The sequence below is a fragment of the Pseudomonas sp. H1_D04 genome, assembly GCF_054683855.1.
The window spans coordinates 2,635,803-2,658,726 of sequence record NZ_CP162826.1; the positions used below are offsets into that span (position 1 = coordinate 2,635,803).

Annotated in this window: 18 protein-coding genes; 3 read left to right on the forward strand and 15 right to left on the reverse strand. The window is 60.5% G+C overall.

Features of this window, described 5'->3' with window-relative positions; translation table 11 throughout:
• Positions 1-101 precede the first annotated feature (101 nt).
• From mdtD to betI, 7 genes are all read right to left on the reverse strand, one after another.
• Complete coding sequence (mdtD, locus tag AB4N82_RS12115) at positions 102-1,529, reverse strand: multidrug transporter subunit MdtD (protein WP_460104963.1); 1,428 nt, start codon at positions 1,527-1,529, stop codon at positions 102-104.
• Positions 1,530-1,564: 35 nt separating this feature from the next.
• A complete protein-coding gene (locus AB4N82_RS12120) occupies positions 1,565-2,455 on the reverse strand; it encodes an alpha/beta fold hydrolase (RefSeq protein ID WP_032884035.1) in 891 nt (296 codons plus the stop codon).
• A gap of 183 nt (positions 2,456-2,638) precedes the next feature.
• On the reverse strand, positions 2,639-3,955 hold the full coding sequence (locus AB4N82_RS12125; RefSeq protein ID WP_122763913.1) for a TldD/PmbA family protein: 1,317 nt from the start codon (positions 3,953-3,955) through the stop codon (positions 2,639-2,641).
• Positions 3,955-5,397, reverse strand: coding sequence for a TldD/PmbA family protein (locus tag AB4N82_RS12130; protein ID WP_122763912.1), 1,443 nt, complete (start codon positions 5,395-5,397; stop codon positions 3,955-3,957). The genes AB4N82_RS12125 and AB4N82_RS12130 overlap by 1 nt, the downstream gene beginning before the upstream one ends.
• 203 nt (positions 5,398-5,600) lie before the next feature.
• Positions 5,601-7,304 carry a choline dehydrogenase gene (betA, locus tag AB4N82_RS12135; RefSeq protein ID WP_122763911.1) on the reverse strand — a complete coding sequence of 568 codons (1,704 nt, stop codon included), beginning with the start codon at positions 7,302-7,304 and terminating at the stop codon, positions 5,601-5,603.
• A 142-nt stretch (positions 7,305-7,446) separates the two neighbouring features.
• Complete coding sequence (betB, locus tag AB4N82_RS12140; protein WP_122763910.1) at positions 7,447-8,919, reverse strand: betaine-aldehyde dehydrogenase; 1,473 nt, start codon at positions 8,917-8,919, stop codon at positions 7,447-7,449.
• Positions 8,920-9,029: 110 nt separating this feature from the next.
• A complete protein-coding gene (betI, locus tag AB4N82_RS12145) occupies positions 9,030-9,623 on the reverse strand; it encodes a transcriptional regulator BetI (RefSeq protein WP_032884029.1) in 594 nt (197 codons plus the stop codon).
• Between the two features lie 389 nt (positions 9,624-10,012).
• Here betI and AB4N82_RS12150 point away from each other — a divergent pair, with 389 nt between their 5' ends.
• A complete protein-coding gene (locus AB4N82_RS12150) occupies positions 10,013-11,947 on the forward strand; it encodes a BCCT family transporter (protein WP_233897097.1) in 1,935 nt (644 codons plus the stop codon).
• Positions 11,948-12,124: 177 nt separating this feature from the next.
• On the opposite strand, the gene choV is transcribed toward AB4N82_RS12150, so the two are convergent.
• The 3 genes from choV to AB4N82_RS12165 all read right to left on the reverse strand — a co-directional run bounded on the left by choV (position 12,125) and on the right by AB4N82_RS12165 (position 15,162).
• Positions 12,125-13,303 carry a choline ABC transporter ATP-binding protein gene (gene choV / locus AB4N82_RS12155; protein WP_122754259.1) on the reverse strand — a complete coding sequence of 393 codons (1,179 nt, stop codon included), beginning with the start codon at positions 13,301-13,303 and terminating at the stop codon, positions 12,125-12,127.
• Positions 13,300-14,145: a choline ABC transporter permease subunit gene (gene choW, locus AB4N82_RS12160; RefSeq protein ID WP_003194913.1), complete on the reverse strand. Its 846-nt coding sequence runs from the start codon at positions 14,143-14,145 to the stop codon at positions 13,300-13,302. Before choW ends, choV begins: the two co-directional genes overlap by 4 nt.
• Positions 14,146-14,214: 69 nt before the next feature.
• Positions 14,215-15,162 (reverse strand): choline ABC transporter substrate-binding protein, encoded by a 948-nt coding sequence (locus AB4N82_RS12165; protein ID WP_032884025.1) that lies wholly within the window; start codon positions 15,160-15,162, stop codon positions 14,215-14,217.
• Positions 15,163-15,578: 416 nt separating this feature from the next.
• Here AB4N82_RS12165 and AB4N82_RS12170 point away from each other — a divergent pair, with 416 nt between their 5' ends.
• Together AB4N82_RS12170 and gbdR are read left to right on the forward strand one after the other, a co-directional pair.
• On the forward strand, positions 15,579-16,955 hold the full coding sequence (locus AB4N82_RS12170; RefSeq protein ID WP_122763909.1) for an L-serine ammonia-lyase: 1,377 nt from the start codon (positions 15,579-15,581) through the stop codon (positions 16,953-16,955).
• 589 nt (positions 16,956-17,544) lie between these two features.
• On the forward strand, positions 17,545-18,648 hold the full coding sequence (gbdR, locus tag AB4N82_RS12175) for a choline metabolism transcriptional regulator GbdR (RefSeq protein WP_032884022.1): 1,104 nt from the start codon (positions 17,545-17,547) through the stop codon (positions 18,646-18,648).
• Between the two features lie 103 nt (positions 18,649-18,751).
• Here the strand turns inward: gbdR and AB4N82_RS12180 are convergent, their stop codons facing one another.
• The 5 genes from AB4N82_RS12180 to AB4N82_RS12200 all read right to left on the reverse strand — a co-directional run bounded on the left by AB4N82_RS12180 (position 18,752) and on the right by AB4N82_RS12200 (position 22,878).
• The gene (locus AB4N82_RS12180) at positions 18,752-19,015 is read right to left on the reverse strand and encodes a hypothetical protein (protein WP_032884020.1); all 264 of its coding nucleotides are present in this window, start codon (positions 19,013-19,015) and stop codon (positions 18,752-18,754) included.
• A 250-nt stretch (positions 19,016-19,265) separates the two neighbouring features.
• On the reverse strand, positions 19,266-19,742 hold the full coding sequence (locus AB4N82_RS12185) for a thioesterase family protein (RefSeq protein WP_095185094.1): 477 nt from the start codon (positions 19,740-19,742) through the stop codon (positions 19,266-19,268).
• Between the two features lie 139 nt (positions 19,743-19,881).
• Complete coding sequence (locus tag AB4N82_RS12190) at positions 19,882-20,847, reverse strand: L-carnitine dehydrogenase (RefSeq protein ID WP_122763908.1); 966 nt, start codon at positions 20,845-20,847, stop codon at positions 19,882-19,884.
• Between the two features lie 125 nt (positions 20,848-20,972).
• Complete coding sequence (locus tag AB4N82_RS12195; protein WP_032884016.1) at positions 20,973-21,860, reverse strand: beta-keto acid cleavage family enzyme; 888 nt, start codon at positions 21,858-21,860, stop codon at positions 20,973-20,975.
• A 73-nt stretch (positions 21,861-21,933) separates the two neighbouring features.
• Complete coding sequence (locus AB4N82_RS12200) at positions 21,934-22,878, reverse strand: choline ABC transporter substrate-binding protein (RefSeq protein ID WP_460104966.1); 945 nt, start codon at positions 22,876-22,878, stop codon at positions 21,934-21,936.
• Positions 22,879-22,924: the final 46 nt, after the last annotated feature.

The window sequence follows — 22,924 nt, forward strand, 5'->3', positions numbered from 1 at the left end:
CGGTGGCGATGGTAGTCACGGGACTGGCTCTGCAAAACAAAATGTCGCGCAGTGTACCAGCCCTGTGGGAATTTCCCCGCAAGTTCTAGACGAGACGCCGCTTAATGCTCGATATGTTGGTCTGGGTTGACCACCCGTTTGCCGTCTGTTGGCGACAGTTGCAGGAAGATCGCCGCCGCCAGCATCGCCATGATGCCCACGGTGAGGAAGGTCAACTGGAAGGCGCCCAGCACACTTTCCACGCCATCATTGCCCGATTCGGCAGTGAAGCCGCCGAGCAGCGCACCGGCGCAGGCCACGCCCAGGCTCAGAGACAGTTGCGCCACCACCGAAAGCAAACTGTTGCCGCTGCTGGCCTGAGCGTCGTCGAGGTCGATCAGGGTCACGGTGTTCATGGCGGTGAATTGCAGGGAGTTGATCGCCCCCAGCACCGCGAGCATGCCCAGCAGCAAAGGGTAGGGCGTCTGTTCCGTAACCAGACCCATGCTGGCGAGCATCATCCCCAGTGCCAGGGTATTGCCGGTGAGCACGATGCGATAACCCAGGCGCTCGATCAACGGACGCGCCACAGACTTGGCAAACATCGCCGCCGCCGCCAGTGGCAGCATGCTCATACCGGCTTGCGATGGCGAATAACCCAGCGCTACCTGCAACAACAGCGGCACCAGGAACGGCAGCGCGCCGCTGCCCAAGCGGGCGAACAGGTTACCCAGAATGCCCACCGCAAACGTGCGCGTCTTGAACAGCACCGGCGAGAACAGCGCATTGTCGATATACCCGGCCCGCAGCCAATACGCCGCCAGGCACGCCAGCCCGCCGAACAGCAGCAACATCACCCGCAGGTGCGGAAGGTGCAGTTCGCCCAGGCCTTCCATAGCGATGGTGATCAACACCATCGCCGCGCCGAACAGCAAAAAGCCGAGGCCATCAAAGCGTGTGCGCTCGCTGCCGCGCAGGTCGGGGATGAATTTCCACACGGCGTAGCAGCCGATCATGCCCACCGGCAGGTTGATCAGGAAGATCCAGTGCCACGTCAGGTATTGCACCATCCAGCCGCCCATGGTCGGGCCGAGCAATGGGCCGAGCAGGCCAGGAATGGTGATGAAGCCCATGATCCGCACGAGCTCGGAGCGCGGGTAAGCACGGAGAACGACCAGCCTTCCGACCGGCAGCATCAGCGCGCCGCCCAAGCCTTGGATCACCCGCGCACCCACCAGCATGGTCAGGCTGCTGGACAAGGCGCACAGCAAAGAGCCGATGCTGAACAGCATGATCGCGCCAAAGAAGATTTTCTTAGTGCCGAAGCGGTCGGCAATCCAGCCGGACGCCGGGATCAGCAGGGCGACGGTGAGCATGTAGGCGATCACCACACCTTGCATACGCAGCGGGTTCTCGGCGAGGTCCCGCGCCATTGCCGGCAGCGCCGTATTCAGAATCGTCCCGTCCAGCGACTGCATGAAGAAGGCAATCGCCACCACCCAGGGGAGCCAGCGGGCGGTCTTGTCATCGAGCGGGACGCGATTCGGCATGGGAACCCTTTTGTTAGCAGGCTATGTGTTGGCGATTATGCGCCATTCGTCGCGCTTTTTCCCACTGGCGGTTCGTCTAAGTCCGACAACACCGCGTGCTCGCCCACCAAAAAATTCAGCAGCGCGCGGTGCACCGATAACGCGGCCTCGCGGGACTCCAGATCAAGCAAATGACCGGTGTGCTCGGCCACTGCAAAGCTGCTGCGGGCCACGTAATGCTTGAATAGCTGGGCTTCGGCGGCCGGGGTGTATTCGTCCAGGGCGCCGTTGAGGAAATGCACCGGCGTTTCAATCTGCCGCAGTGCTGGCAGGTAGTTGCCGTCACCCAGACCGAGTACCTGATGGATATGGAAGCGCGCCTGGCGGTACTCGGTGGTGGCCATGGTCGACAGGTGACGGTGGTTATTTCGTTTGAGCCGGGGCGAGAGGTATTTGCCGACCGTCTCGTTGAGCAAGTGGCCGACAGCGGATTTGTCATCGGCCTCGATCAGCACGCGCACGCGCTCCACGTAGTCGAGCATGGGTTGGTTGAGGTTGGGCGCCAGGGCCATCACCACCGAGCTTTCGATGGACGGCGGGTTGTGCGCGAGGGTCAGCAGCGTGGAGATGCCACCCCAGGAGGCCGATACCAGGTGGTTGACCTCGAAGCGCTCCACCAGGGCGCGCAGCATCTGCACTTCGTCGTCCTTGGTCACTAGGTCCAGGTCGGTGTTGTGCTCGCGGGAATAGCCGGAGAATGGCAAATCGAAGAGCAGCACATTGAAATGCTCGGCCAGGCATTTGCTGGTGCGGGCGAAGGAGCGGGTGGTGGAGAGCGCGCCATTGACCATCAGTACCGTTTTCTTTTGCGGGTCGTGACCCAGTTGCTCCATGTGAACGTTGTAGTGTTTGAACAACTTTTGTATGACGAAACTTCCATGGTTCATCGCAGTACTTCCAGTATGTGGCGGTATGCCACTAGCTGTTATAGCGAGGTTTTTTGCAGGCGACAACAGGCCGCCCGTGCAAACGGACAGGAAGAGAATTTACGGTAGGAAGGGCTGAAACCGGGATGTCTGAAATCAGCACAAAACACTGTGGGAGGGGCTCCTCCCACAGGCATTTGATGTTTAGAGAGTCAGGGTCAGGCGTTTTACCAAGGCCCCCGGCAACAGGTTGGATGCAGTGTTGCGCTGTCCGTAGGTGCTGGCCGACAGCAGCAACTCGCGCTCAGCGGTGAGGGCTTCCAACTGCGAGCCGAGCAGGCTGTAGACGCTGTCATCAAACCGCATGGTGCTGACCGGCGCCTTGATCTCGCCGTCTTCCACCCAGAACGTGGCGAAGCGCGTCATGCCGGTGAGGCGGGCGGCGGGCAGGTCTGAATAGTTCAGGTACCACAGGTTGCTGATGTACAGCCCGGTGCCGAGTTGTTTGAGGATGTCAGCTTCGGCCAGGCTGCCCGCTGCCATCTGCAAGGCACTGGGGGATTCGTCGCTGCTGGCGCCGTTGGTGCTGAGACCATATTCGGCGGCACTGCGCGAGTTCACCAGTTGGCCTTCGGCCTTGCCCGCGTTGATCAACGTGACATCGCCGCGCGGGTAGCCCTCGCTGGAAAACGCCTGGCTCAGGGAGCCGCTGACGTGTTCGTTCACTGTTACCAGCGGGCTGAGGTGTTGCTCGCCCGCGTACAGCTTTTGCAGTGAGCTGCCTTTGCTGGCGATGGCCTGTGCGGAGAAACCACCCCAAGTGATGATGCTGATGATTTCTTCCAGCGCCGCCGGGGCGAGGTAGGCGCGATACTGCCCGGGCGCCAGGGTGTGCAACGGTCGACCGAGGAACTCAAGCTGGTTGCGGGCCTGTTGCAAGCGGCGGGCGAACTCGGCGCTGTCCCAAGTGTGCCCGGCATAGTTGGCCTTTACCGCTTCGCCGTTGGCATGGAACAGGCTGAAGTCGAAGTTGAAGCTATTGGCCTGGTGCCAGCCGAATGCCCCATCGGAACTGGCAAAGCCACGGCTGATCGGCCCGGCGGCGTAGATGCCAACCAAGTCCACGCCGTCAGTAGCCTGGCTGATGTCCTCCAGCACGAGGGCCAGATCGGGCAGCGGCTGGGCCTGTTCGTTGTGGCTGTGCCAGGCATCGTGGTTGAGCAACAGATACGGGTCATGGGGCAGCAACGGCAAGGTTTCGCGCAGTTGTTGCAGGCCATCGGCGAGGCGCTGGCGGTCCAGTTCAGGCGTGCCAGCCAGGGTGATAGCGAGGTCGGCGTGGCGGCCATCGTTGATCAGTTTCAGGTTGAGGCTGGCCTGTTGCACTTGTCCGGCCTGGCGCACCTTGGCGTGGTTGAACCGCACGAACTCGGACGCCTCGGCCGCATAGCTCAGGTGAAATTGTTCCTTTTCGGTGATGGCCTGCTTGAGCCACTCCACCAATGCCTTGAAGGTATTCATCAGGCATCTCCCCCAAATACGTCAATGTTGCTGAACACACACGCGGGTGAGGCGTGGCCGACACGGATCACCTGGTTGGGTTCGCCCTTGCCGCAGTTCGGCGTGCCCAGCACCTTGGTGGTGCTGGCGTCACCCACGGCGCTGAGCTTGCGCCAGAACTGCGCGGAAATAGCTCGGTAGTTGGGGTTCTTCACCACGCCCTTGAGCTCACCGTTTTCAATCAACTGGCCCCATTCGCAGCCGAACTGGAATTTGTTGCGCGCATCATCGATGGACCATGAACGGTTAGTCGACATCAGGATGCCGTTTTCGATGCCGCCAATCAGTTGCGCCACGCTCTTGTCGCCGGCTTCGATATTCAGGTTGGCCATGCGGTCGATCGGCGCGCGGTTCCAACTGCTGGCGCGGCTGTTGGCTACGCCGCTCATGCCGGATCGAAATTGCGACAGTGCCCCACCCAGCGGCTTGATCAACAGCCCTTCGCGTATCAGGAATTGCTTGCTGGCGGCGGTGCCGTCGTCGTCATGGCTGTAGCTGGCGAGCTGCTCGGGAATGTTCGGGTCGAACGTCACATTGAGCAGCTTGGAGCCGTATTGCAGGTGGCCAAAGTCGCTGGCCTTCACAAAACTGGTGCCGGCGTAGTTGCGCTCATCGCCGAGAATACGGTCCAGTTCCAGCGGGTGGCCGATGGACTCGTGGATCTGCAGGATCATCTGGTCAGGCATCAGCAGCAGGTCGCGCGGGCCTTGGGGCGTGTTCGGCGCCAGCAGCAGTTGCAGGGCTTCGTCGGCAATGCGCGGGGCCGCGCCGACCAGGCCGAAACGGTTGATCACCTCAAAGCCGCCTTGTTGGCCAAAGTTGGTGCCGCCGAGGGTGCGGGTCTGGCTGTCGTTGCCGTCAAAGGCTGTAACGTTGACGCCAGGGAACACAAAACGCTGGGCCTGGCGCAGCTCGGCGCCTGCAGTATTGAGGTAGATCTGCTCGACGTGGGTCAGACCCAGGCTGACATCCCAACTGACCAGGCGCTCGTCCTTGGGCACGGCGGCCGATTCGTCGCCAAGCAGGTGATAGCAGTCACTAAGGGACGGGAAGGGCTGGTCGAGGTCAGGCGACAGATAGTCGGCGATGTCGCTGGAGACGTGTTGGTCGCGCACATCCAGCAGGGCGTGAGGCTTGATTTGCCGGGCTTGCTGTTCGGCGCGCTCAAGGGCGGCTTGCAGGCCGGCAAGGGAAATGTCGTTGGTCGCGGCGTAGGCTTCGACACCGTTGAGACGCACGGTGAGCATGGCGCCTTCGTCGTTGCTCAAGTGTGGCGGTTCGGCGACGTTCTTGCGCACCGACAGGTACTGGCCGGATTCGCGAACGTAGCGTAGGGAGAAGAAATCGGCGGTAGTGCGCAGGGCACTGAAATGCCGTTTGAGTGTGGCGTGGTGTTCGAACATGGGGCCTTCCTTGTGGGCAGCTCAGCGCGGGCAGGCAAACAGAGTAGGCCTGGGCTGGGGGCTGATCAAGGAAAGTGTAGAGGTAAGGTTTGCAGTGCCTGATAGGGCCCTAGCGGGGGCAAGCCCTCTCCCACATTTGATTTGTGAATACATTCAAATGTGGGAGGGGGCTTGCCCCCGATGAAGGCACCGCAGTGAATCAGTTACTGCACAGTCGGCCCCACTTCACGCAACGGCTTGCCACGCACCGGCGCATCGCCTGCCACGTAGTAATCCGCCGTGCTGCGCGGCAGCGGCTGGCGACCACGGATCTTGTCGGCGATTTTCTCGGCGATCATGATCGTCGGCGCGTTCAGGTTACCGGTGGTGATGATCGGCATGATCGAGGCATCGACCACACGCAGACCTTGCATGCCATGCACGCGACCTTCGCCATCCACCACGGCCATTTCGTCGGTGCCCATCTTGCACGAGCAGGACGGGTGGAACGCGGTTTCGGCGTGCTCGCGGATGAACTTGTCCAACTGCTCATCGGTTTGCACGTCGATGCCCGGGCTGATTTCGCGGCCACGGTATTGATCGAGGGCCGGCTGCTGCATGATTTCACGGGTCAGGCGAATGCCGTCGCGGAATTCCTGCCAGTCCTGTTCGGTGGCCATGTAGTTGAAGAGGATGCTCGGGTAGTCCCGTGGGTTCTTCGACTTCAGTTGTACGCGGCCACGGCTCGGCGAGCGCATGGAGCCCATGTGTGCCTGGAAACCGTGCTCTTTCACACCGTTGCTGCCGTTGTAGTTAATCGCTACCGGCAGGAAGTGGTACTGGATGTTCGGCCATTCGAATTCTTCACGGGTACGGATAAAACCGCCCGCTTCGAACTGGTTGCTGGCGCCGATACCGGTGCCGTTGAACAGCCATTCGGCACCGATGGCCGGCTGGTTGTACCAGAGCAGCGACGGGTACAGCGACACCGGCTGAGTGCACGCATATTGCAGGTACAGCTCAAGGTGGTCCTGCAGGTTTTCGCCGACGCCAGGCAGGTCATGGACCACCGGGATGTCGAGGCTTTCCAGCAATTTGGCCGGGCCCACGCCGGAGCGTTGCAGCAGTTGCGGCGAAGCGATTGCGCCGCTGCACACCAGCACTTCTTTACGCGCACGGGCTTCAACGCGCTCTTCGGCGGCACCGATCAGGTAACGCACGCCAACGGCACGCTTGCCTTCGAACAAGACTTTGTCGGTGAGGGCGTGGGTGACGATGGTCAGGGTCGAACGCTTCTTGGCCGTGTCCAGGTAACCACGCGCGGTACTGGCGCGACGGCCGTTAGGCGTGACGGTACGGTCCATCGGGCCGAAGCCTTCCTGCTGGTAGCCGTTCAAGTCTTCGGTACGCGGGTAACCGGCCTGCACGCCCGCTTCAACCATGGCGTGGAACAGCGGGTTATTGCCGGCTTTAGGCGTGGTCACGCTGACCGGGCCATCGCCGCCATGCCAGTCGTTCGGGCCGATGTCGCGGGTTTCAGCCTTGCGGAAATACGGCAGGCAATCGAGGTAGCTCCAGTCTTCCAGACCTGGCAGCTTCGACCAATTGTCGTAGTCCATGGCGTTGCCGCGGATGTAGCACATGCCGTTGATCAGCGAAGAGCCACCCAGGCCCTTGCCGCGACCGCATTCCATCCGACGGCCGTCCATGTGTGGCTCTGGATCGGTCTCGTAGGCCCAGTTGTAGCGGCGGCCTTGCAGTGGGAATGCCAGGGCGGCGGGCATTTGGGTACGGAAGTCGAGGCGGTAGTCGGGGCCGCCGGCTTCCAGCAGCAGGACGGTGACGCCTTCGTCTTCGGTCAGACGGGTCGCCAGGGTATTACCGGCGGAGCCGGCACCCACAATGATGTAGTCGTATTCTTGGGACATAAATGCACCCTCTTTGATGTGTGGTCAGGTCGGGCCTCATCGGGGGGCAAGCCCCCTCCCACATGTGATCGGGTTACACCGTCAAAGGTGGGAGGGGGCTTGCCCCCGATGGCGGCCTCAAAGGCAACGCAAGGCTCGGGTCTTAGAACACCGAGGCGTAATCGCCCAGCTCAACCTGTACCGATTTGATGCGGGTGAAGTTATTCAGCGAGCTGATGCCGTTCTCACGGCCAACACCCGATTGCTTGTAGCCGCCGACCGGCATTTTTGCGTCGGACTCGCCCCAAGCGTTGATCCAGCAGATACCCGCTTCCAGTTGATGAATCACGCGGTGAGCGCGGTTCAGGTCTTTGGTGACCAGGCCGGCGGCCAGACCGAAGTCGGTGTCGTTGGCGCGGCGGATCACTTCTTCTTCGGTTTCGTAGGTGAGGATGCTCATCACCGGGCCGAAGATTTCTTCACGCACGATCACCATGTCGTCGGTGCAGTCGGTGAAGACAGTCGGTGCCACGAATGCGCCTTTGGCGAAGTCGCCGTCGGTCAGGCGGTCGCCGCCGCACAGCAGGCGGGCGCCTTGTTCTTTGCCTTTGACGATGTAGCCCAGCACGCTTTCCATGTGGGCGAAGCTGACCAGCGGACCGAAGTTGGTGTTGTCGTCTTGCGGGTCGCCAACGCGGATGCGCGCAACACGCTCAACGATCTTGGCTTCGAACGCCGCTTGCAGGTGCTTAGGCACGAACACGCGAGTGCCGTTGGTGCAGACCTGACCGGAGCTGTAGAAGTTGGCCATCATCGCGATGTCGGCCGCACGATCCAGGTCGGCGTCTTCGAACACGATCAGCGGCGACTTGCCGCCCAGTTCCATGGTCACTTCTTTGAGCGAAGAGCTCGACGCGCTGGCCATGACTTTCTTGCCGGTGTCGGTGCCGCCGGTGAACGAGACTTTCTCGATGCGTGGGTGCTCGGTCAGCCAGGTGCCGACTTCACGGCCGCTGCCAGTCAGTACGTTGAACACGCCAGCTGGAACGCCAGCCTCGGTGTAGATCTCAGCCAGTTTCAAGGTGGTCAGCGAAGTGACTTCGCTTGGCTTGAAGATCATTGCGTTACCGGCAGCCAGGGCCGGTGCGGATTTCCACAGGGCGATCTGGATCGGGTAGTTCCACGCGCCGATACCGGCGACCACGCCCAGCGGCTCGCGGCGGGTGTAGACAAACGAGGTGTCGCGCAGTGGGATCTGCTCGCCTTCGATGGCAGGCACCAGACCTGCGTAGTATTCCAATACGTCAGCGCCGGTGACGATGTCGACGTACTTGGTTTCGGAGAAGGATTTTCCGGTGTCCAGAGTTTCCAGGGCGGCCAGCTCGTCGTTGCGCTCGCGCAGGATGTCGACAGCACGACGCAGGATGCGCGAACGCTCCATGGCGGTCATGGCGGCCCAGATTTTCTGGCCTTTTTCAGCGCTGACCACGGCACGTTCAACGTCTTCTTTCGTTGCGCGTTGCACTTGGGCGAGAACTTCACCGTTAGCCGGGTTGATGGCTTCGAAGGTGGCATCGCTGCCAGCGTCGCTGTAGCCGCCGTCAATGTAGAGTTTTTGCAGGTCGAAACGGGCCATAAAGTCCTCGCAAGTGCATAAGTGGTTGGCGTTACCCGCCGCTAAGTGGGCCATAAGGGTGTGGCAACACTGAGCGGCAGACGTTCAGGGGTTGAGCGTTTATAAGGGCTCTAACTCACCTGCTTGGCCAATTGGAAATCCATGTATTCGTAAGCGATCCGTTGCGCTTGCGCCGTGTCGAAAGCGTCTCCCGACAGGGCGCCGCGCAACCACAAACCGTCGATCAACGCCGCCAGGCCTCGGGCTGCTTTGCGTGCATGCGGCAGCGGCAGCGTTCGGCGGAACTGGCAGCACAGGTTGGAATACAGACGTTGATCGTTGATCCGCTGCAACCTGTGCAATGACGGGTGGTGCATGCTGGTGGCCCAGAAGGCCAACCAGGTTTTCATTGCCGGGCCGTTGACCTGGCTGGCATCGAAGTTGCCCTCGATGATCACCTGAAGGTGTGCCCGTGGGCTGTCGTCCGTGAGCGCAAGCCTGCGTTCGTGGACGTTCTCAATCAGCGCGTTCATCAGGTAGCGCATCGTCGCTGCAATAAGGCCGTTCTTGTCCTTGAAATAGTGACTGATGATGCCGTTCGAAACGCCGGCCAAACGGGCGATCAGCGCAATGCTGGCATCTCCCATTCCGACCTGATCGATGGCCGTCAACGTGGCTTCGATCAACTGTTGGCGGCGTATGGGTTGCATACCGACCTTGGGCATGTAGCACCTCTCCTTAGGCCTGCCGACGGGCGATGAACGTTCGTCGACTTGAAGGCCAGTCTATTTTGTTTTGATTGAACGTTCAATCAACAAAGAATAAGCTCTGCGACAAATGGTCGCTGCCTACAGGTATTTCCTACGTGAGGGCGGCGACATCTGACACCTGGGAAACCCTTGAAACAGGCCGCATAAGCGCCTGGCACCGCATCGACGGGGCGCAAGAATTTTCGGGGTGTCTTTATAACACCCGTCCGTCGACTGCCGAAAAATCGATGGCCTGGGATAACCGTTGCCTTGTGTTTCTCTCTCGCACTGCCCGGAGCATCTGCGCCATGAGTTCTGCCTCTCTTATAAAGACCCCGCCGGAAAAGGTGCGGGTCAACGGTTGGGTGTTCTACACCTCCACCGCGCTGATTCTGTTGTTGACTGCCATTCTGATAATCGCCCCGCAGGAGGCCGGGCGCATGCTCGGCGTAGCCCAGGCGTGGCTTTCCAAAAGCTTCGGCTGGTACTACATGGTGGTCATCGCCGCCTATCTCGTATTCGTAGTCGGCCTGGCGTTTTCGTCCTACGGCAAGTTGAAACTGGGCAGCAAGGACGACACCCCGGACTTCAGCTACGGCGCCTGGGCCGGCATGTTGTTCTCGTCGGGCATCGGCATCTCGCTGCTGTACTTCGGCGCCTCGGAGCCGTTGGATCACTACTTCAACCCGCCTGAAGGCGCGGCCGCCAGCAATGGCGCCGCTCGCCAGGCGTTGCAACTGACCTTCCTGCACTGGGGCCTGCATGGCTGGGCGATCTACGCCTTGGTCGGCCTGGCCGTGGCGTACTTTGCGTACCGCCATAACCAGCCGCTGGCGTTGCGTTCGGCGTTGTACCCGCTGATGGGCGAGCGTTGGGTCAAAGGCGCGGCGGGCCACGCGGTGGACGGTTTCGGCATGTTCGTGACCCTGCTGGGCCTGGTAACCAACCTGGGGATCGGTTCGTTGCAGGTGTCGTCCGGGTTGGAAAACTTGTTCGGCATGGAACACAGCAACACCAACCTGCTCATCGTGATCATCGTGATGAGCACCGTCGCCACCATCGCTGCCGTGTCGGGTGTGGAGAATGGCATTCGTCGCCTGTCCAACCTCAACATCGTGCTGTTCAGCGGTTTGCTGATCTTCGTGCTGCTGTTCGGCCCGACCCTGCACCTGCTCAATGGCCTGGTGCAGAACACCGGTGATTACCTCAACGGCATCGTGCTGAAGACGTTTGACCTGTATGTGTATGAAGGCGACGGTGAAAAAACCGAGCGCTGGATGGGCCTGTGGACTCTGTTCTACTGGGCCTGGTGGATTTCCTGGGCGCCATTTGTAGGTATGTTCATCGCGCGTATTTCCCGTGGTCGCACGGTGCGTGAACTGGTGGCCGGCGTGCTGCTGATCCCGCTGGGCTTTACCCTGGCGTGGCTGTCGATCTTTGGTAACTCGGCGCTGGACCTGGTGCTGAACCAAGGGGCGGTGGAGTTGGGCAAGACGGCGCTGGAACAACCGTCCATGGCCATCTACCAACTGCTGGAGCACTACCCAGCGTCGAAAATCGTCATTGGTGTGTCGATCTTCGTAGGCTTTGTGCTGTTCCTGACCCCGGCGGATTCCGGCGCAGTGATGATGGCCAACCTTTCCTGCAAAGGCGGCAACGTGGATGAAGATGCGCCGCACTGGCTGCGGATCTTCTGGTCGGTGGTGATCACCCTGGTGACCATCGGCCTGCTGTTTGCCGGCAACTTCGAAGCCATGCAAACCATGGTGGTGTTGGCGGGGCTGCCGTTCTCGGTGGTGCTGATTTTCTTCATGTTCGGTCTGCACAAGGCCATGCGCCAGGACGCGGCGATCGAACAGGAGCAGGCGCAACTGGCTGAACGCGGGCGTCGTGGTTTCAGCGAGCGTTTGACGGCACTCGACCTGCAACCGAGCCAGGGCACTGTGCAGCGCTTCATGGACAAGCACGTCACGCCAGCGCTGGAAGAGGCGGCGGTCGCGTTGCGTGAGCAAGGGTTGGAAGTGCAGACGCTGTTGGGCAAGTCCAAGCGTTGCATCGGTGTGCGGATCGAGATGGAAGAGGGCAACCCGTTCGTTTATGAAGTGAGCCTGGATGCTTACTCGTCGGCGCCGAGCGACCTGCCTGAAGAAGAGCGCACCCGCTATTACCGTGCCGAGGTGTACCTGCACAACGGGCCTCAGGAATACGACCTGATGGGCTTCGCCCAGGAACAGATCACCCGGGACGTGCTCGATCAGTTTGAAAGCCATCGGCAGCTCCTTGGCCGTGTCTATAGCTGATGCTTTGAAAGCCCGGTGGTGTTGTCACTGACACCACTGAGGCAAAAAATGTGGGAGGGGGCTTGCCCCCGATTGCAGTGTGTCAGTCAGTTCATCTGTTACTGATCCACCGCTATCGGGGGCAAGCCCCCTCCCACATGTTTGACCCAGTTTCTCCAATGGCATTTGCGGTGTTTGCTAGCCCAGGTTTTTGCCCAGCAGGGCGTGGTAGAGCTCACTGTCGCCCAGGATCCCCACCACCTTGTTGTTGTCATGCAGCACCAACTTGTTCCCCGTCTGGTAACGAATCTGCAGCGCATCACGCATGCCGATATTCGAATCCACCAGCGTCGGTACCCGGCCCAGGCCTTCTACTGCTTGCCCCGGTGCCCAGTTCTGCAGGTTCATCACCACGCCATTCTGACGGGCGCCCTGGATGGTGTTGCCCTCAGCCAGGTCCAGCCACGAGTCACCGCCTGGATCGAGGCACACCGAGCCGTTCACTCGCGTGCAGTTGTCCAGCGTGCGCATCAGGCTGCGGCCGCACAGCACGTTCAGCGGGTTGGTGTGGGCGACGAAGGTACGCACATAGTCGTCCGCGGGGTTGAGTACGATCTCTTCCGGCACGCTGTACTGAATGATCTTGCCGTCTTTCATGATCGCGATGCGGCTGCCCAGCTTGAGCGCCTCGTCGAGGTCGTGACTCACGAACACGATGGTCTTGCTCAGCTTGCGTTGCAGTTCCAGCAACTCGTCCTGCAAGCCCTGGCGGATCAGCGGGTCGAGGGCGGAGAAGGGTTCGTCCATCAGCAGAATATCGGCGTCCATCGCCAACGCACGGGCCAGGCCAACACGCTGCTGCATACCGCCGGAGAGTTCGTCCGGCTTCTTGTTGCGCCACTGGGTCAGGCCCACCAGCTCAAGTTTCTCGTCCACCAGCTTGCGCCGTTCTTTCTCCGGACGACCCTGCATTTCCAGGCCGAAACTGATGTTTTCACGCACCGTCAGCCAAGGCATCAGGGCAAACTTCTGGAACACCATGGCGATGCGCTTGGTGCGCATCATTTTCAGCTCGGCAGGGGTGCAGGAGGCGATGTCGATCTGGCGACCTTCATGCTCCACAAACAGCTGGCCACGGCTCACGGTGTTAAGGCCGTTGATGCAACGCAGCAAGCTCGATTTGCCGGAGCCCGACAGGCCCATCAGCACACAGATTTCACCTTTCTCGATATCCAGGCTGGCTTTTTCAACGCCGACAATCTGCCCGGTCTTTTTCAGGATCTCGTTGCGATGCATGCCCTGGTCGAGCAGCTTGAGTGCTTCGCGTGGGTCTTTGGAGAAGATCACGTCGACATTGTCGAATCGGATAATGCTCATGCATCACCCCCTACTTTGGCGTCGGGTTGTTTGCAGATGCGGTCGAGCATGATGGCCAGCAACACGATTGCCAGGCCCGCTTCAAAGCCCAGGGCGATGTCGGCGGTGTTCAGCGCGTTGACCACTGGCTTGCCGAGGCCATCGGCGCCTACCAGCGCGGCGATCACCACCATCGACAGCGACAGCATGATGCATTGGGTAATGCCGGCGGCAATGCTCGGCATGGCGTGGGGCAGTTCAATGCGTGAGAGCAACTGACGGCGCGAGCAGCCAAAGGCCTTGCCGGCGTCCATCAACTCTTGCGGTACATCGCGGATACCCAGGTAGGTCAGGCGGATCGGCGCGGCAATGGCGAATACCACCGTGGAGATCAACCCAGGCACCACACCCAGCCCGAAGAGGGTCAGGGTAGGGATGAGGTAGACGAAGGTCGGTACGGTCTGCATCAGATCGAGCACCGGCCGCATCATGGTGTAGAACATCGGTTTGTGCGCGGCAACAATGCCCAGCGGCACACCGATGACCACGCAGACCAGGGTGGCAAACAGCACCTGCGCCAGGGTCTCCATGGTTTCCTGCCAGTACCCCAGGTTGAGGATCAGCAGGAAGGAGGCGATGACAAAAACCGTCAGTCCCCATTTACGTTGAATAAAGTGAGCCAGCAGCGCAATCAGACCGATCAATGCCAGCGGATTGAACCAGGTCAGCGCAAACGTCACGCCGTGGATCATCGTTTCCAGTGTCGATGCGATTGCGTCGAAGTAGTTGGCACCGTGTTGGGTCAACCAATCGACGAAGGCAGCGATGTACTGGCCTAGTGGGATTTTCTGTTCAGTCAGCATGGTAGTGAATGTCCACATGCGAAGAGGGAATACATCCCGGGGCAGCGTACCGCCCCGGGGTCAGCAGTATTACTTGGCGAGATACGCTTTGACGGCCTCCAGACCTGGTTTGCCATCGACGGTGGTGACCCCTGCAAGCCAGGTGTCGAGTACTTCTGGGTTCTTTTTCAGCCAGGCCTTGGCGGCGGCGTCGGGCTTCATCTTGTCGTCAAGGACGTTACCCATCAGGGTGCTTTCCATGTTCAAGGTGAACGACAGGTTTTTCAGCAGTTGGCCAACGTTGCTGCATTCCTGGGTATAGCCCTTGCGGACGTTGGTGTAGATGGTGGCCTGGCCGTAGTTGGGGCCGAACGAATCGTCACCCCCGGTCAGGTACTTCATCTTGAAACGGGTGTTCATCGGGTGCGGTTCCCAGCCGAGGAACACGATGGCCTGGTCGCGCTTGGAGGCGCGTTCCACCTGCGAGAGCATTCCGGCTTCGCTGGATTCGACCACTTTGAAGCCGGCGGTTTTCAGGCCGAAGGCGTCTTTATCGATCAGCGTCTGGATGGTGCGGTTGCCGTCGTTGCCCGGCTCGATGCCGTAGATCTTGCCGCCCAACTCATCCTTGAATTTGGCAATATCGGCGAAGTCTTTCAGACCTTTGTTGTACAGCGCCTCGGGGACCGCCAGGGTGTATTTGGCGTTTTCCAGGTTGGCGCGCACGGTTTCCACGGTGCCGGCATCACGGTACTGCTTGATGTCGTTTTCCATGGTCGGCATCCAGTTGCCGAGGAAAATATCCATATTCTTGCCGTCGGCCAGGGACTTGTAAGTCACCGGTACCGAAATCATCGTGGTGCGCGGCTTGTAGCCCAGGCCCTTGAGGATTTCGCTGGTGGTCGCGGTAGTGACGGTAATGTCGGTCCAGCCGACATCGGAGAAGTTGACGGTCTTGCACTGTTCCGGTTCTGCAGCGTGCGCCATGACGGGAAGACTCAGCATGGCGGCCAACAACAACGAGGGTGAACCTTTCATCTGGGTAGACTCCTGTGTTTTTTCTGGCGGCCTTCGCCGCGCTTTATAAGTGTTGCGGTTGGAGCGTGCGACAACAGCTCTGCCACGGTGCCTTGCAAACGAGTCGAGACTGATCATGTACCAGTGAAAATCTGACGCCTACAGGGGGCGTCGTATCCAGTACAGGGAGGGTCGCATCCAGTGTCGGTGACGTCGCTTACAGGTTTTTCCCAAGGCAAAACCGCAGTTTTTGCCCATCTGCGCCGCTGAAAACGGCCAAAACAGGCGATCGCACGCGAGCGACGCTGGTGAGCATGGGTGCGTCGGTGTGAGACGCCGTGACGGCAGATAAAACCTTGATGATGCCGCCATCTGGGCGATCTGAGCGTAGCAGCTTGTTCAAGTCCGGCCCGTGCTTATCGAGGAGTTCCACGTTAATGGCTATCAGCGTTTTCGACCTGTTCAAGATCGGCATCGGGCCTTCTAGTTCTCACACCGTCGGCCCCATGCGCGCCGCGGCGTTGTTCGTCCAAGCACTGCGTGAACGTGAATTGTTGGAACAAGTACGGCGCGTCGAAGTTCAGCTGTACGGCTCGTTGTCGGCCACCGGCATCGGCCACGGCAGCGACACCGCAACCATCATGGGCCTGATGGGCGAGTGGCCGGATGCAATTGATCCGTCGCAGATCGGCCTGCGCATCCACACCCTGCGCGAGACCGACACACTGCTGCTGGACGGGCGTTTGCCGGTGCCGTTTGTATGGGCACGGGACATGCGCCTGCTCGATGAGAACCTGCCGTTCCACCCCAACGCCATGACCTTGGTGGTAGTTGGTGATGATGGCGAGCTGCACCGCGACACCTACTACTCAGTGGGCGGTGGTTTCGTGGTGGATGAAGCCCAGGCCCGAAGCGGCGTGGCGGATATGGACCGCACCGAGTTGCCCTATGACTTTTCCAGCGCGGTGGAGTTGTTGCAGTTGTGCAAGACCCACAACCTGCGCGTTGCCGAGTTGATGCTGGCCAACGAAAAGGTCTGGCGCTCCGAAGAAGAAATCCGCAGCGGCCTGATGAAGCTTTGGCACGCCATGCAGGCGTGCGTGGAGCAGGGCCTCAAGCACGAAGGCATCCTACCTGGCGGCCTCAACGTGCGTCGCCGCGCGGCCAAGTTGCACCGCAGCCTGCAGGAGTTGAACAAGCCTAATGTGATTGGCTCGACGTTGAGCGCCATGGAGTGGGTCAACCTGTTCGCCCTCGCGGTCAACGAAGAAAACGCCGCGGGTGGGCGCATGGTCACCGCGCCTACCAATGGCGCGGCGGGGATTATTCCGGCGGTGTTGCACTACTTCATGAAGTTCAGCGACGAAGTCACCGAAGCCAACGTGGTCGACTACCTGCTCAGTGCTGCGGCGGTAGGGATTCTGTGCAAGAAGAACGCTTCAATCTCGGGTGCCGAAGTCGGTTGCCAGGGGGAAGTGGGTTCTGCGTGTGCCATGGCCGCGGCCGGGCTGGCCGAGATTCTTGGCGCTACGCCGGAGCAACTGTGCAACGCCGCCGAAATTGGCCTGGAACACAACCTCGGCCTGACCTGCGACCCCGTGGGCGGGTTGGTGCAAGTGCCGTGCATCGAGCGCAATGCGATTGCGGCGGTGAAAGCGATCAACGCGGCGCAAATGGCCTTGCGTGGCGACGGTCAGCACTTTATTTCCCTGGACCGGGTAATCCGCACCATGCGCGATACCGGGGCAGATATGCATGACAAGTACAAAGAGACATCGCGGGGTGGGTTGGCGGTCAGTGCGGTGGAGTGCTGATGAGCTTGTTGTGATGAACAGGGCTTAGTGATGAACAGGGCTTTTGTGGTGAGCGTGCTTTTGTGGTGAGCGGGCTTGCCCCGCGCTGGGTGGCGAAGCCGCCCCAATCAATAAAGGCACCACATAGTTTCAGATAAAACCCGGTCGCCTGATTTTGGGGCGGCTTCGCCACCCAGCGCGGACCAAGCCCGCTCACTACAAGTGAACACTTCAACCAAAATCGCCACCTTTTAGCGCGTCGCAAACAGATAAGTAGCTCCCGAACGATTTTCCCTCCGACCACCCGTCACCTGTGCATGGGGTGACAGACTTCTCCTACGCCCGCAAAGCGCCTTCCCACAAGTGCTACCGATCTGCTCACACCCCTTAGCAGTGCTGCTCCTACGTCCCTTTTCGGCCGTATCCCGCACTTCCTGCGCGGGCTTATATAGACGCGTCATAAGGTCGTTTTCAGGAGTTATTGAATAGCCATTCAATTTTAGGCATGGCATTTGCTCTATCTATTTAAAGCGTCGCCTTCCTGAGGCCGACCGCCATAACAAGAGCCTCGCCTGAGGCCAACACCCGCTTAGTGTGAGGAGATACCGCGATGACGTCGTTCAACTCAGGGGCCCAACCCCAGAACCGTGCGCCTCAATCCATCGGCTTTTTGCTGTTGGACAATTTCACGCTGATTTCCCTGGCGTCAGCCGTGGAACCGCTGCGCATGGCCAACCAATTGTCCGGTCGCGAGTTGTATCGCTGGACAACCCTGAGTGTCGACGGCAACCAGGTCTGGGCCAGCGACGGTCTGCAAATCACCCCCGACGCCTCCATGCACAAAGCTCCGGCCCTGGACACCGTCATCGTGTGCGGCGGCGTGGGTATTCAGCGCACCGTTACCCGTGAACACGTGTCGTGGCTGCAAAGCCAGGCGCGCCAGTCCCGCCGTCTTGGCGCCGTCTGCACCGGCAGTTGGGCCCTGGCTTGCGCCGGCCTGCTTGATGGGTTTGATTGCAGCGTGCACTGGGAATGCCTGGCGTCGATGCAGGAAGCCTTCCCGCGCGTGGCCATGAGCACACGCCTGTTCACCCTCGACCGCAATCGCTTCACCAGCTCCGGCGGCACCGCGCCGCTGGACATGATGCTGCACCTGATCAGCCGCGATCATGGCCGCGAACTGTCGGCAGCGATCTCCGAGATGTTTGTGTACGAGCGCATCCGCAACGAACAGGATCACCAGCGTGTGCCGCTCAAGCACATGCTGGGCACCAACCAGCCGAAGCTGCAGGAAATTGTGGCGTTGATGGAAGCCAACCTGGAAGAGCCTATCGACCTGGACGAACTGGCGGTGTACGTCGCCGTGTCGCGGCGCCAGCTGGAGCGCCTGTTCCAGAAATACCTGCACTGCTCGCCGTCGCGCTACTACCTCAAACTGCGCCTGATCCGTGCACGGCAGTTGCTCAAGCAAACGCCGATGTCGATCATCGAAGTGGCCTCGGTGTGCGGGTTTGTGTCTACGCCGCACTTCTCCAAGTGCTACCGCGAATACTTCGGCATTCCGCCACGGGATGAGCGCGTCGGTTCCAACACCACCCAGCAGGTGGCGATGATGCCGATTCCGCAGGCGCTGGTGTTGTCACCGTTGGCCGGGCCGATGTCGGCGTTGAGTCAGGCGCGCAATGAGTCGACTTTTGCGAGCGTGCGGCTTTAGACCGAGTTGACTGCATCGGGGGCAAGCCCCCTCCCACATGGGAATGGATTCCAAGTGTGGGAGGGGCGGTGCGACGATTCGACTTGCTCTCAATAGCGTTCTATCAGACACCAGAGTTCTGCTTGAACTGCACCAAAGCCGGCAACAGCTGCTTATCAATCGCCTGACGCACCGCCGGCAGGATCGTCGCGCTGCCGCTGTACATCTGTTCCACCATGCCCTTGAGCGCTTTAGCCCGTGCTTCGCTCAAACCGCGCACGGCGCACTCGCAGGCCTGCTCAGCGGTGGCGCCGCTGGACACGTCGAAACCCAGTGAGCGCAGTTGGCCCAGCAGGTCATCCTGGTCAATCAAATCCGCATGCATCATGACGTTTATCCTGGTGAGGGGAGCGAGGTCTGACTGGGATTCTGGTAGCCGCCCATGCGGTCGGCAAGGGCAGAATGCGTGAATGCCTCAGATGGCTATGAGCGTGTCGTTTTCGGGCCATTTGCCAACCGCACTTATCGGCACACTGAACCCAGGCACACAGCTTGACGGTTTGGTCACCCTCGGGATGTACGGCTCACACAAGGCACTCTGCCCCGATCCACTCCACATTGGATCGGGGTTTTTTTGCTTATTGTCTGACCGGCAAACCGATGACACGGCCAAGCAGGGCAGGCTTGGGCAGGTCAGCCTGTGCAGCGCTGACAGCGATGATTTTTTCCAGCGTCGGCTCGGTAAACGGCGCCGAATGCGGGCCGGCCAGATCGACGTGCAAGAGCATCTGTTCGTTACCCGCCAGCGCCCGCTCTTCGCCCACAAGATGCAGGCTGTGATAGAGGTGCAGGCGCTTGGCGTCATGGGCGATCAGTTGGGTATGCACCTCAACCTCGGCGCCGAGTTTCACCTCGTGCAGGTAGTTCAGGTGCAGTTCCAGGGTGAACAGCGAGTGGCCGCTGGCGTCGCGGTTTTCGCTGTCCAGGCCCAACGTGTCCATCAGCGCGTCGGTCGCGTAGCTGAAGATCAGCAGGTAGAACGCGTCGCGCAGGTGGCCGTTGTAGTCGACCCACTCGGGGAGGATTGCTGTGGTGTAGGTCGTCAGTGCAGGCATGGAAAACTCCCGGATCAGTACTCGGTCAAAATGTGGGAGGAGCTTGCCCCCGATAGCGGTGTGTCAGTTGCCAGATTTCTTGACTGATCCAATGCTATCGGGGGCAAGTCGATTCGTCGCACCGCCCCTCCCACATGGGTTATTCGGCGAAAGCCATACCGTGCTTGGCTTTGGTGGTTTTTACCGCTTCCAGCACCGCCAACAGGCAATCATCACGATAGCGTTCCAGTGCCGAAATGCTGTGTGTACCCAACTGATCGCTAGTGCCATCCACCACATCATCAATCAATTTGTCAGTCAGCTCGGGCGCCGGCAGATACGTCCACGGCAACTGCAGTGCCGGACCAAACTGCGCCATGAAATGCCGCATCCCCGCATCGCCGCCCGCGAGGGTGTAGGTCAGGAAGGTGCCCATGAACGACCAGCGCAACCCTGCGCCAAAGCGGATGGCATCGTCGATTTCGCCGGTGGTCGCCACGCCGTCATTCACCAGGTGCAACGCTTCACGCCAGAGCGCTTCGAGCAGGCGATCGGCAATGAAGCCCGGTACTTCCTTACGCACATGCAACGGGCGCATGCCGAGGGATTCGTACACCTTGATCGCGGCTTGAATAGCGTCGGGCGCGGTGTTTTTGCCGCCGACCACTTCCACCAATGGCAGCAGGTAAACCGGGTTGAACGGGTGACCGACCACGCAGCGCTCAGGGTGGGTTGAGCTCTCGTAGAACTCACTGGGCAGCAGGCCCGAAGTGCTCGAGCCGATCAGTGCGTTGGGCTTGGCAGCGGCGCTGATTTTGCCGTGCAGTTCCAGCTTCAGCTCCAGGCGTTCTGGGGCGCTTTCCTGGATGAAGTCAGCGTCTTTTACGCACTCTTCAATGGTGGCGACAAAGCGCAGGCGGTCTTGGGATGCGCCGGGTGCGAGGCCTTGTTTCTCAAGCGCACCCCATGCGTTGGCAACGCGTTTGCGCAGGGCGGCTTCGGCGCCGGGGGCCGGATCCCAGGCGATTACATCAAGGCCGTGGGCGAGGGCGCGGGATACCCAGCCACTGCCGATGACACCGCTGCCGAGCGCGGCGAAGGTTTTGATTTCGGTGATAAAGCTCATGGCACATTCCTAAAGAGGTTGGTAATCCCCTGTGGGAGGGGGCTTGCCCCCGATAGCGGTGCGTCAGTCGATACAGCTGGTGCTGATCCTCCGCCATCGGGGGTAAGCCCCCTCCCACATGTTGATCAGCGGCGTTTGGTGAGGCCCATCTTTGCCCGGCCCTCTGCGGGGGTCATGACTCGCGCGCCCAAGCGGCTGAGGATCTCACTGGCCCGTTCTACCAACTGCCCATTGGTCGCCAGCACGCCCTTGTCCAGCCACAGATTGTCTTCCAGGCCTACCCGCACATTGCCGCCCAGCAGTACCGCTTGCGCCGCCATCGGCATTTGCATGCGGCCGATGCCGAAGCCCGCCCACACTGCGTCGGCGGGCAGGTTGTCGACCATGGCTTTCATGGTGGTGGTGTCGGCCGGCGCGCCCCATGGGATGCCCAGACACAGTTGGAACAGCGGGTTGTCGAGCAGGCCCTCTTTGATCATCTGCTTGGCGAACCACAGGTGGCCGGTGTCGAAAATTTCCAGTTCGGCTTTTACACCCAACTCTTGAATGCGTTTGGCACCGGCGCGCAACTGCGCAGGGGTGGACACGTAAATGGTGTCGCCATCGCCGAAGTTCAGCGTGCCGCAGTCCAGTGTGCAGATCTCCGGCAGCAGTTCTTCCACATGGGCCAAGCGTGTCAGCGGGCCGACCAGGTCGGTATTGGGGCCGAACTCCATCGGGTTCTCGCCGCCGCCGATCTCCAGGTCGCCGCCCATGCCGGCGGTGAGGTTGACGATGATGTCGATGTCCGCCTCGCGGATGCGCTCCATCACTTCGCGATACAGCGCCACGTCGCGGCTGAACTTGCCGGTTTCGGGATCACGCACATGGCAGTGCACCACGGTGGCGCCGGCCTTGGCGGCTTCAACCGCTGCGGCTGCGATTTGTTTGGGGGTGACCGGCACGTGTGGGCTTCTGGCGGTCGTGTCGCCAGCACCGGTGAGTGCGCAGGTGATGATGACGTCGTGATTCATGAGACGGTTCCTTACAGGCGTGGTGATGCCGTTCGCAGCCGTGTCTGGCTGCGAAGCAGTGGTTGAAAGTGTGTTACTTGCCGGTCAATTGCAGGTTGGCGGCGGCCGGTTTGCCATCGAAGGTGGTCACGCCTTCCAGCCAGCGAGCCTGGTCTTGAGGGTGATCCTTGAGCCACTGCTTGGCCGACTCGATAGCGTCCTTGTGATCCAGCAACGGCTGCATCATTCGGCTCTCGTCGGCCGCGGTGAAGGTCAGGTTGGTCAGCAGTTTGTGCACATTGGGGCACTGCTCGGCGTAGGTCGGCGAAGTGACGGTCCAGACGGTCGCCATGCCTTCGTTCGGGCCCAGGGCGTCGTCGCTGCCGGTGAGATAAGTCATCGCCACGTTGACGTTCATCGGGTGCGGCGCCCAGCCAAAAAACACCACCGCTTCCTTGCGGCGAACGCCGCGGTCGACGGCGGCTAGCATGCCGGCTTCGCTGGATTCCACCAGTTGGAATTTGCCCAGGCCGAACTGATTCTTGGCGATCATCGCCTTGATCTGGGTGTTAGCCCCTGAGCCCGGCTCGATGCCGTAGATCTTGCCACCCAGTTCTTTTTCGAATTTGGCGATATCGGCGAAGGTTTTCAGGCCCTTGTCCGCCAGGTAAGTCGGCACGGCGAGGGTGGCGCGGGCGTCTTCTAGGCTTGGCTTGTCGAGGACTTTGACTTGTTTGGCGTCGACAAATGGCGTGATGGTCTGGGTCATCAGCGGGTTCCAGTACCCCAGGAACAAGTCCAGGCGCTGGTCGCGGATGCCGGCGAAGATGATTTGCTGGGAGGCGCTGGTTTGTTTGGTCTTGTAGCCGAGGCCGTCGAGCAGTACTTGGGTCATGGCGCTGGTGGCGATGACGTCGGTCCAGTTCACCACGCCCATGCGCACGTTCTGGCATGAAGCGGCATCCGCTGCCATCACATTGGTGCTCAAAATAGCGCTGGCACTGAGTGCAAGCACGCAGCGGCTGATCAGTCGATTCATGGTGGATCCCTCGGCAGGTCGTTATTGTGGGGTCCGGCGTCTTTGT

What these genes read in the sequence shown, in the direction of transcription:
- mdtD (WP_460104963.1), bottom strand. Translation starts at nt 1,529, where the DNA reads ATGCCGAATCGCGTCCCGCTCGATGACAAGACCGCCCGCTGGCTCCCC.
- AB4N82_RS12120 (WP_032884035.1), bottom strand. Translation starts at nt 2,455, where the DNA reads ATGAACCATGGAAGTTTCGTCATACAAAAGTTGTTCAAACACTACAAC.
- AB4N82_RS12125 (WP_122763913.1), bottom strand. Translation starts at nt 3,955, where the DNA reads ATGAATACCTTCAAGGCATTGGTGGAGTGGCTCAAGCAGGCCATCACC.
- AB4N82_RS12130 (WP_122763912.1), bottom strand. Translation starts at nt 5,397, where the DNA reads ATGTTCGAACACCACGCCACACTCAAACGGCATTTCAGTGCCCTGCGC.
- betA (WP_122763911.1), bottom strand. Translation starts at nt 7,304, where the DNA reads ATGTCCCAAGAATACGACTACATCATTGTGGGTGCCGGCTCCGCCGGT.
- betB (WP_122763910.1), bottom strand. Translation starts at nt 8,919, where the DNA reads ATGGCCCGTTTCGACCTGCAAAAACTCTACATTGACGGCGGCTACAGC.
- betI (WP_032884029.1), bottom strand. Translation starts at nt 9,623, where the DNA reads ATGCCCAAGGTCGGTATGCAACCCATACGCCGCCAACAGTTGATCGAA.
- choV (WP_122754259.1), bottom strand. Translation starts at nt 13,303, where the DNA reads ATGAGCATTATCCGATTCGACAATGTCGACGTGATCTTCTCCAAAGAC.
- choW (WP_003194913.1), bottom strand. Translation starts at nt 14,145, where the DNA reads ATGCTGACTGAACAGAAAATCCCACTAGGCCAGTACATCGCTGCCTTC.
- AB4N82_RS12165 (WP_032884025.1), bottom strand. Translation starts at nt 15,162, where the DNA reads ATGAAAGGTTCACCCTCGTTGTTGTTGGCCGCCATGCTGAGTCTTCCC.
- AB4N82_RS12170 (WP_122763909.1), top strand. Translation starts at nt 15,579, where the DNA reads ATGGCTATCAGCGTTTTCGACCTGTTCAAGATCGGCATCGGGCCTTCT.
- gbdR (WP_032884022.1), top strand. Translation starts at nt 17,545, where the DNA reads ATGACGTCGTTCAACTCAGGGGCCCAACCCCAGAACCGTGCGCCTCAA.
- AB4N82_RS12180 (WP_032884020.1), bottom strand. Translation starts at nt 19,015, where the DNA reads ATGATGCATGCGGATTTGATTGACCAGGATGACCTGCTGGGCCAACTG.
- AB4N82_RS12185 (WP_095185094.1), bottom strand. Translation starts at nt 19,742, where the DNA reads ATGCCTGCACTGACGACCTACACCACAGCAATCCTCCCCGAGTGGGTC.
- AB4N82_RS12190 (WP_122763908.1), bottom strand. Translation starts at nt 20,847, where the DNA reads ATGAGCTTTATCACCGAAATCAAAACCTTCGCCGCGCTCGGCAGCGGT.
- AB4N82_RS12195 (WP_032884016.1), bottom strand. Translation starts at nt 21,860, where the DNA reads ATGAATCACGACGTCATCATCACCTGCGCACTCACCGGTGCTGGCGAC.
- AB4N82_RS12200 (WP_460104966.1), bottom strand. Translation starts at nt 22,878, where the DNA reads ATGAATCGACTGATCAGCCGCTGCGTGCTTGCACTCAGTGCCAGCGCT.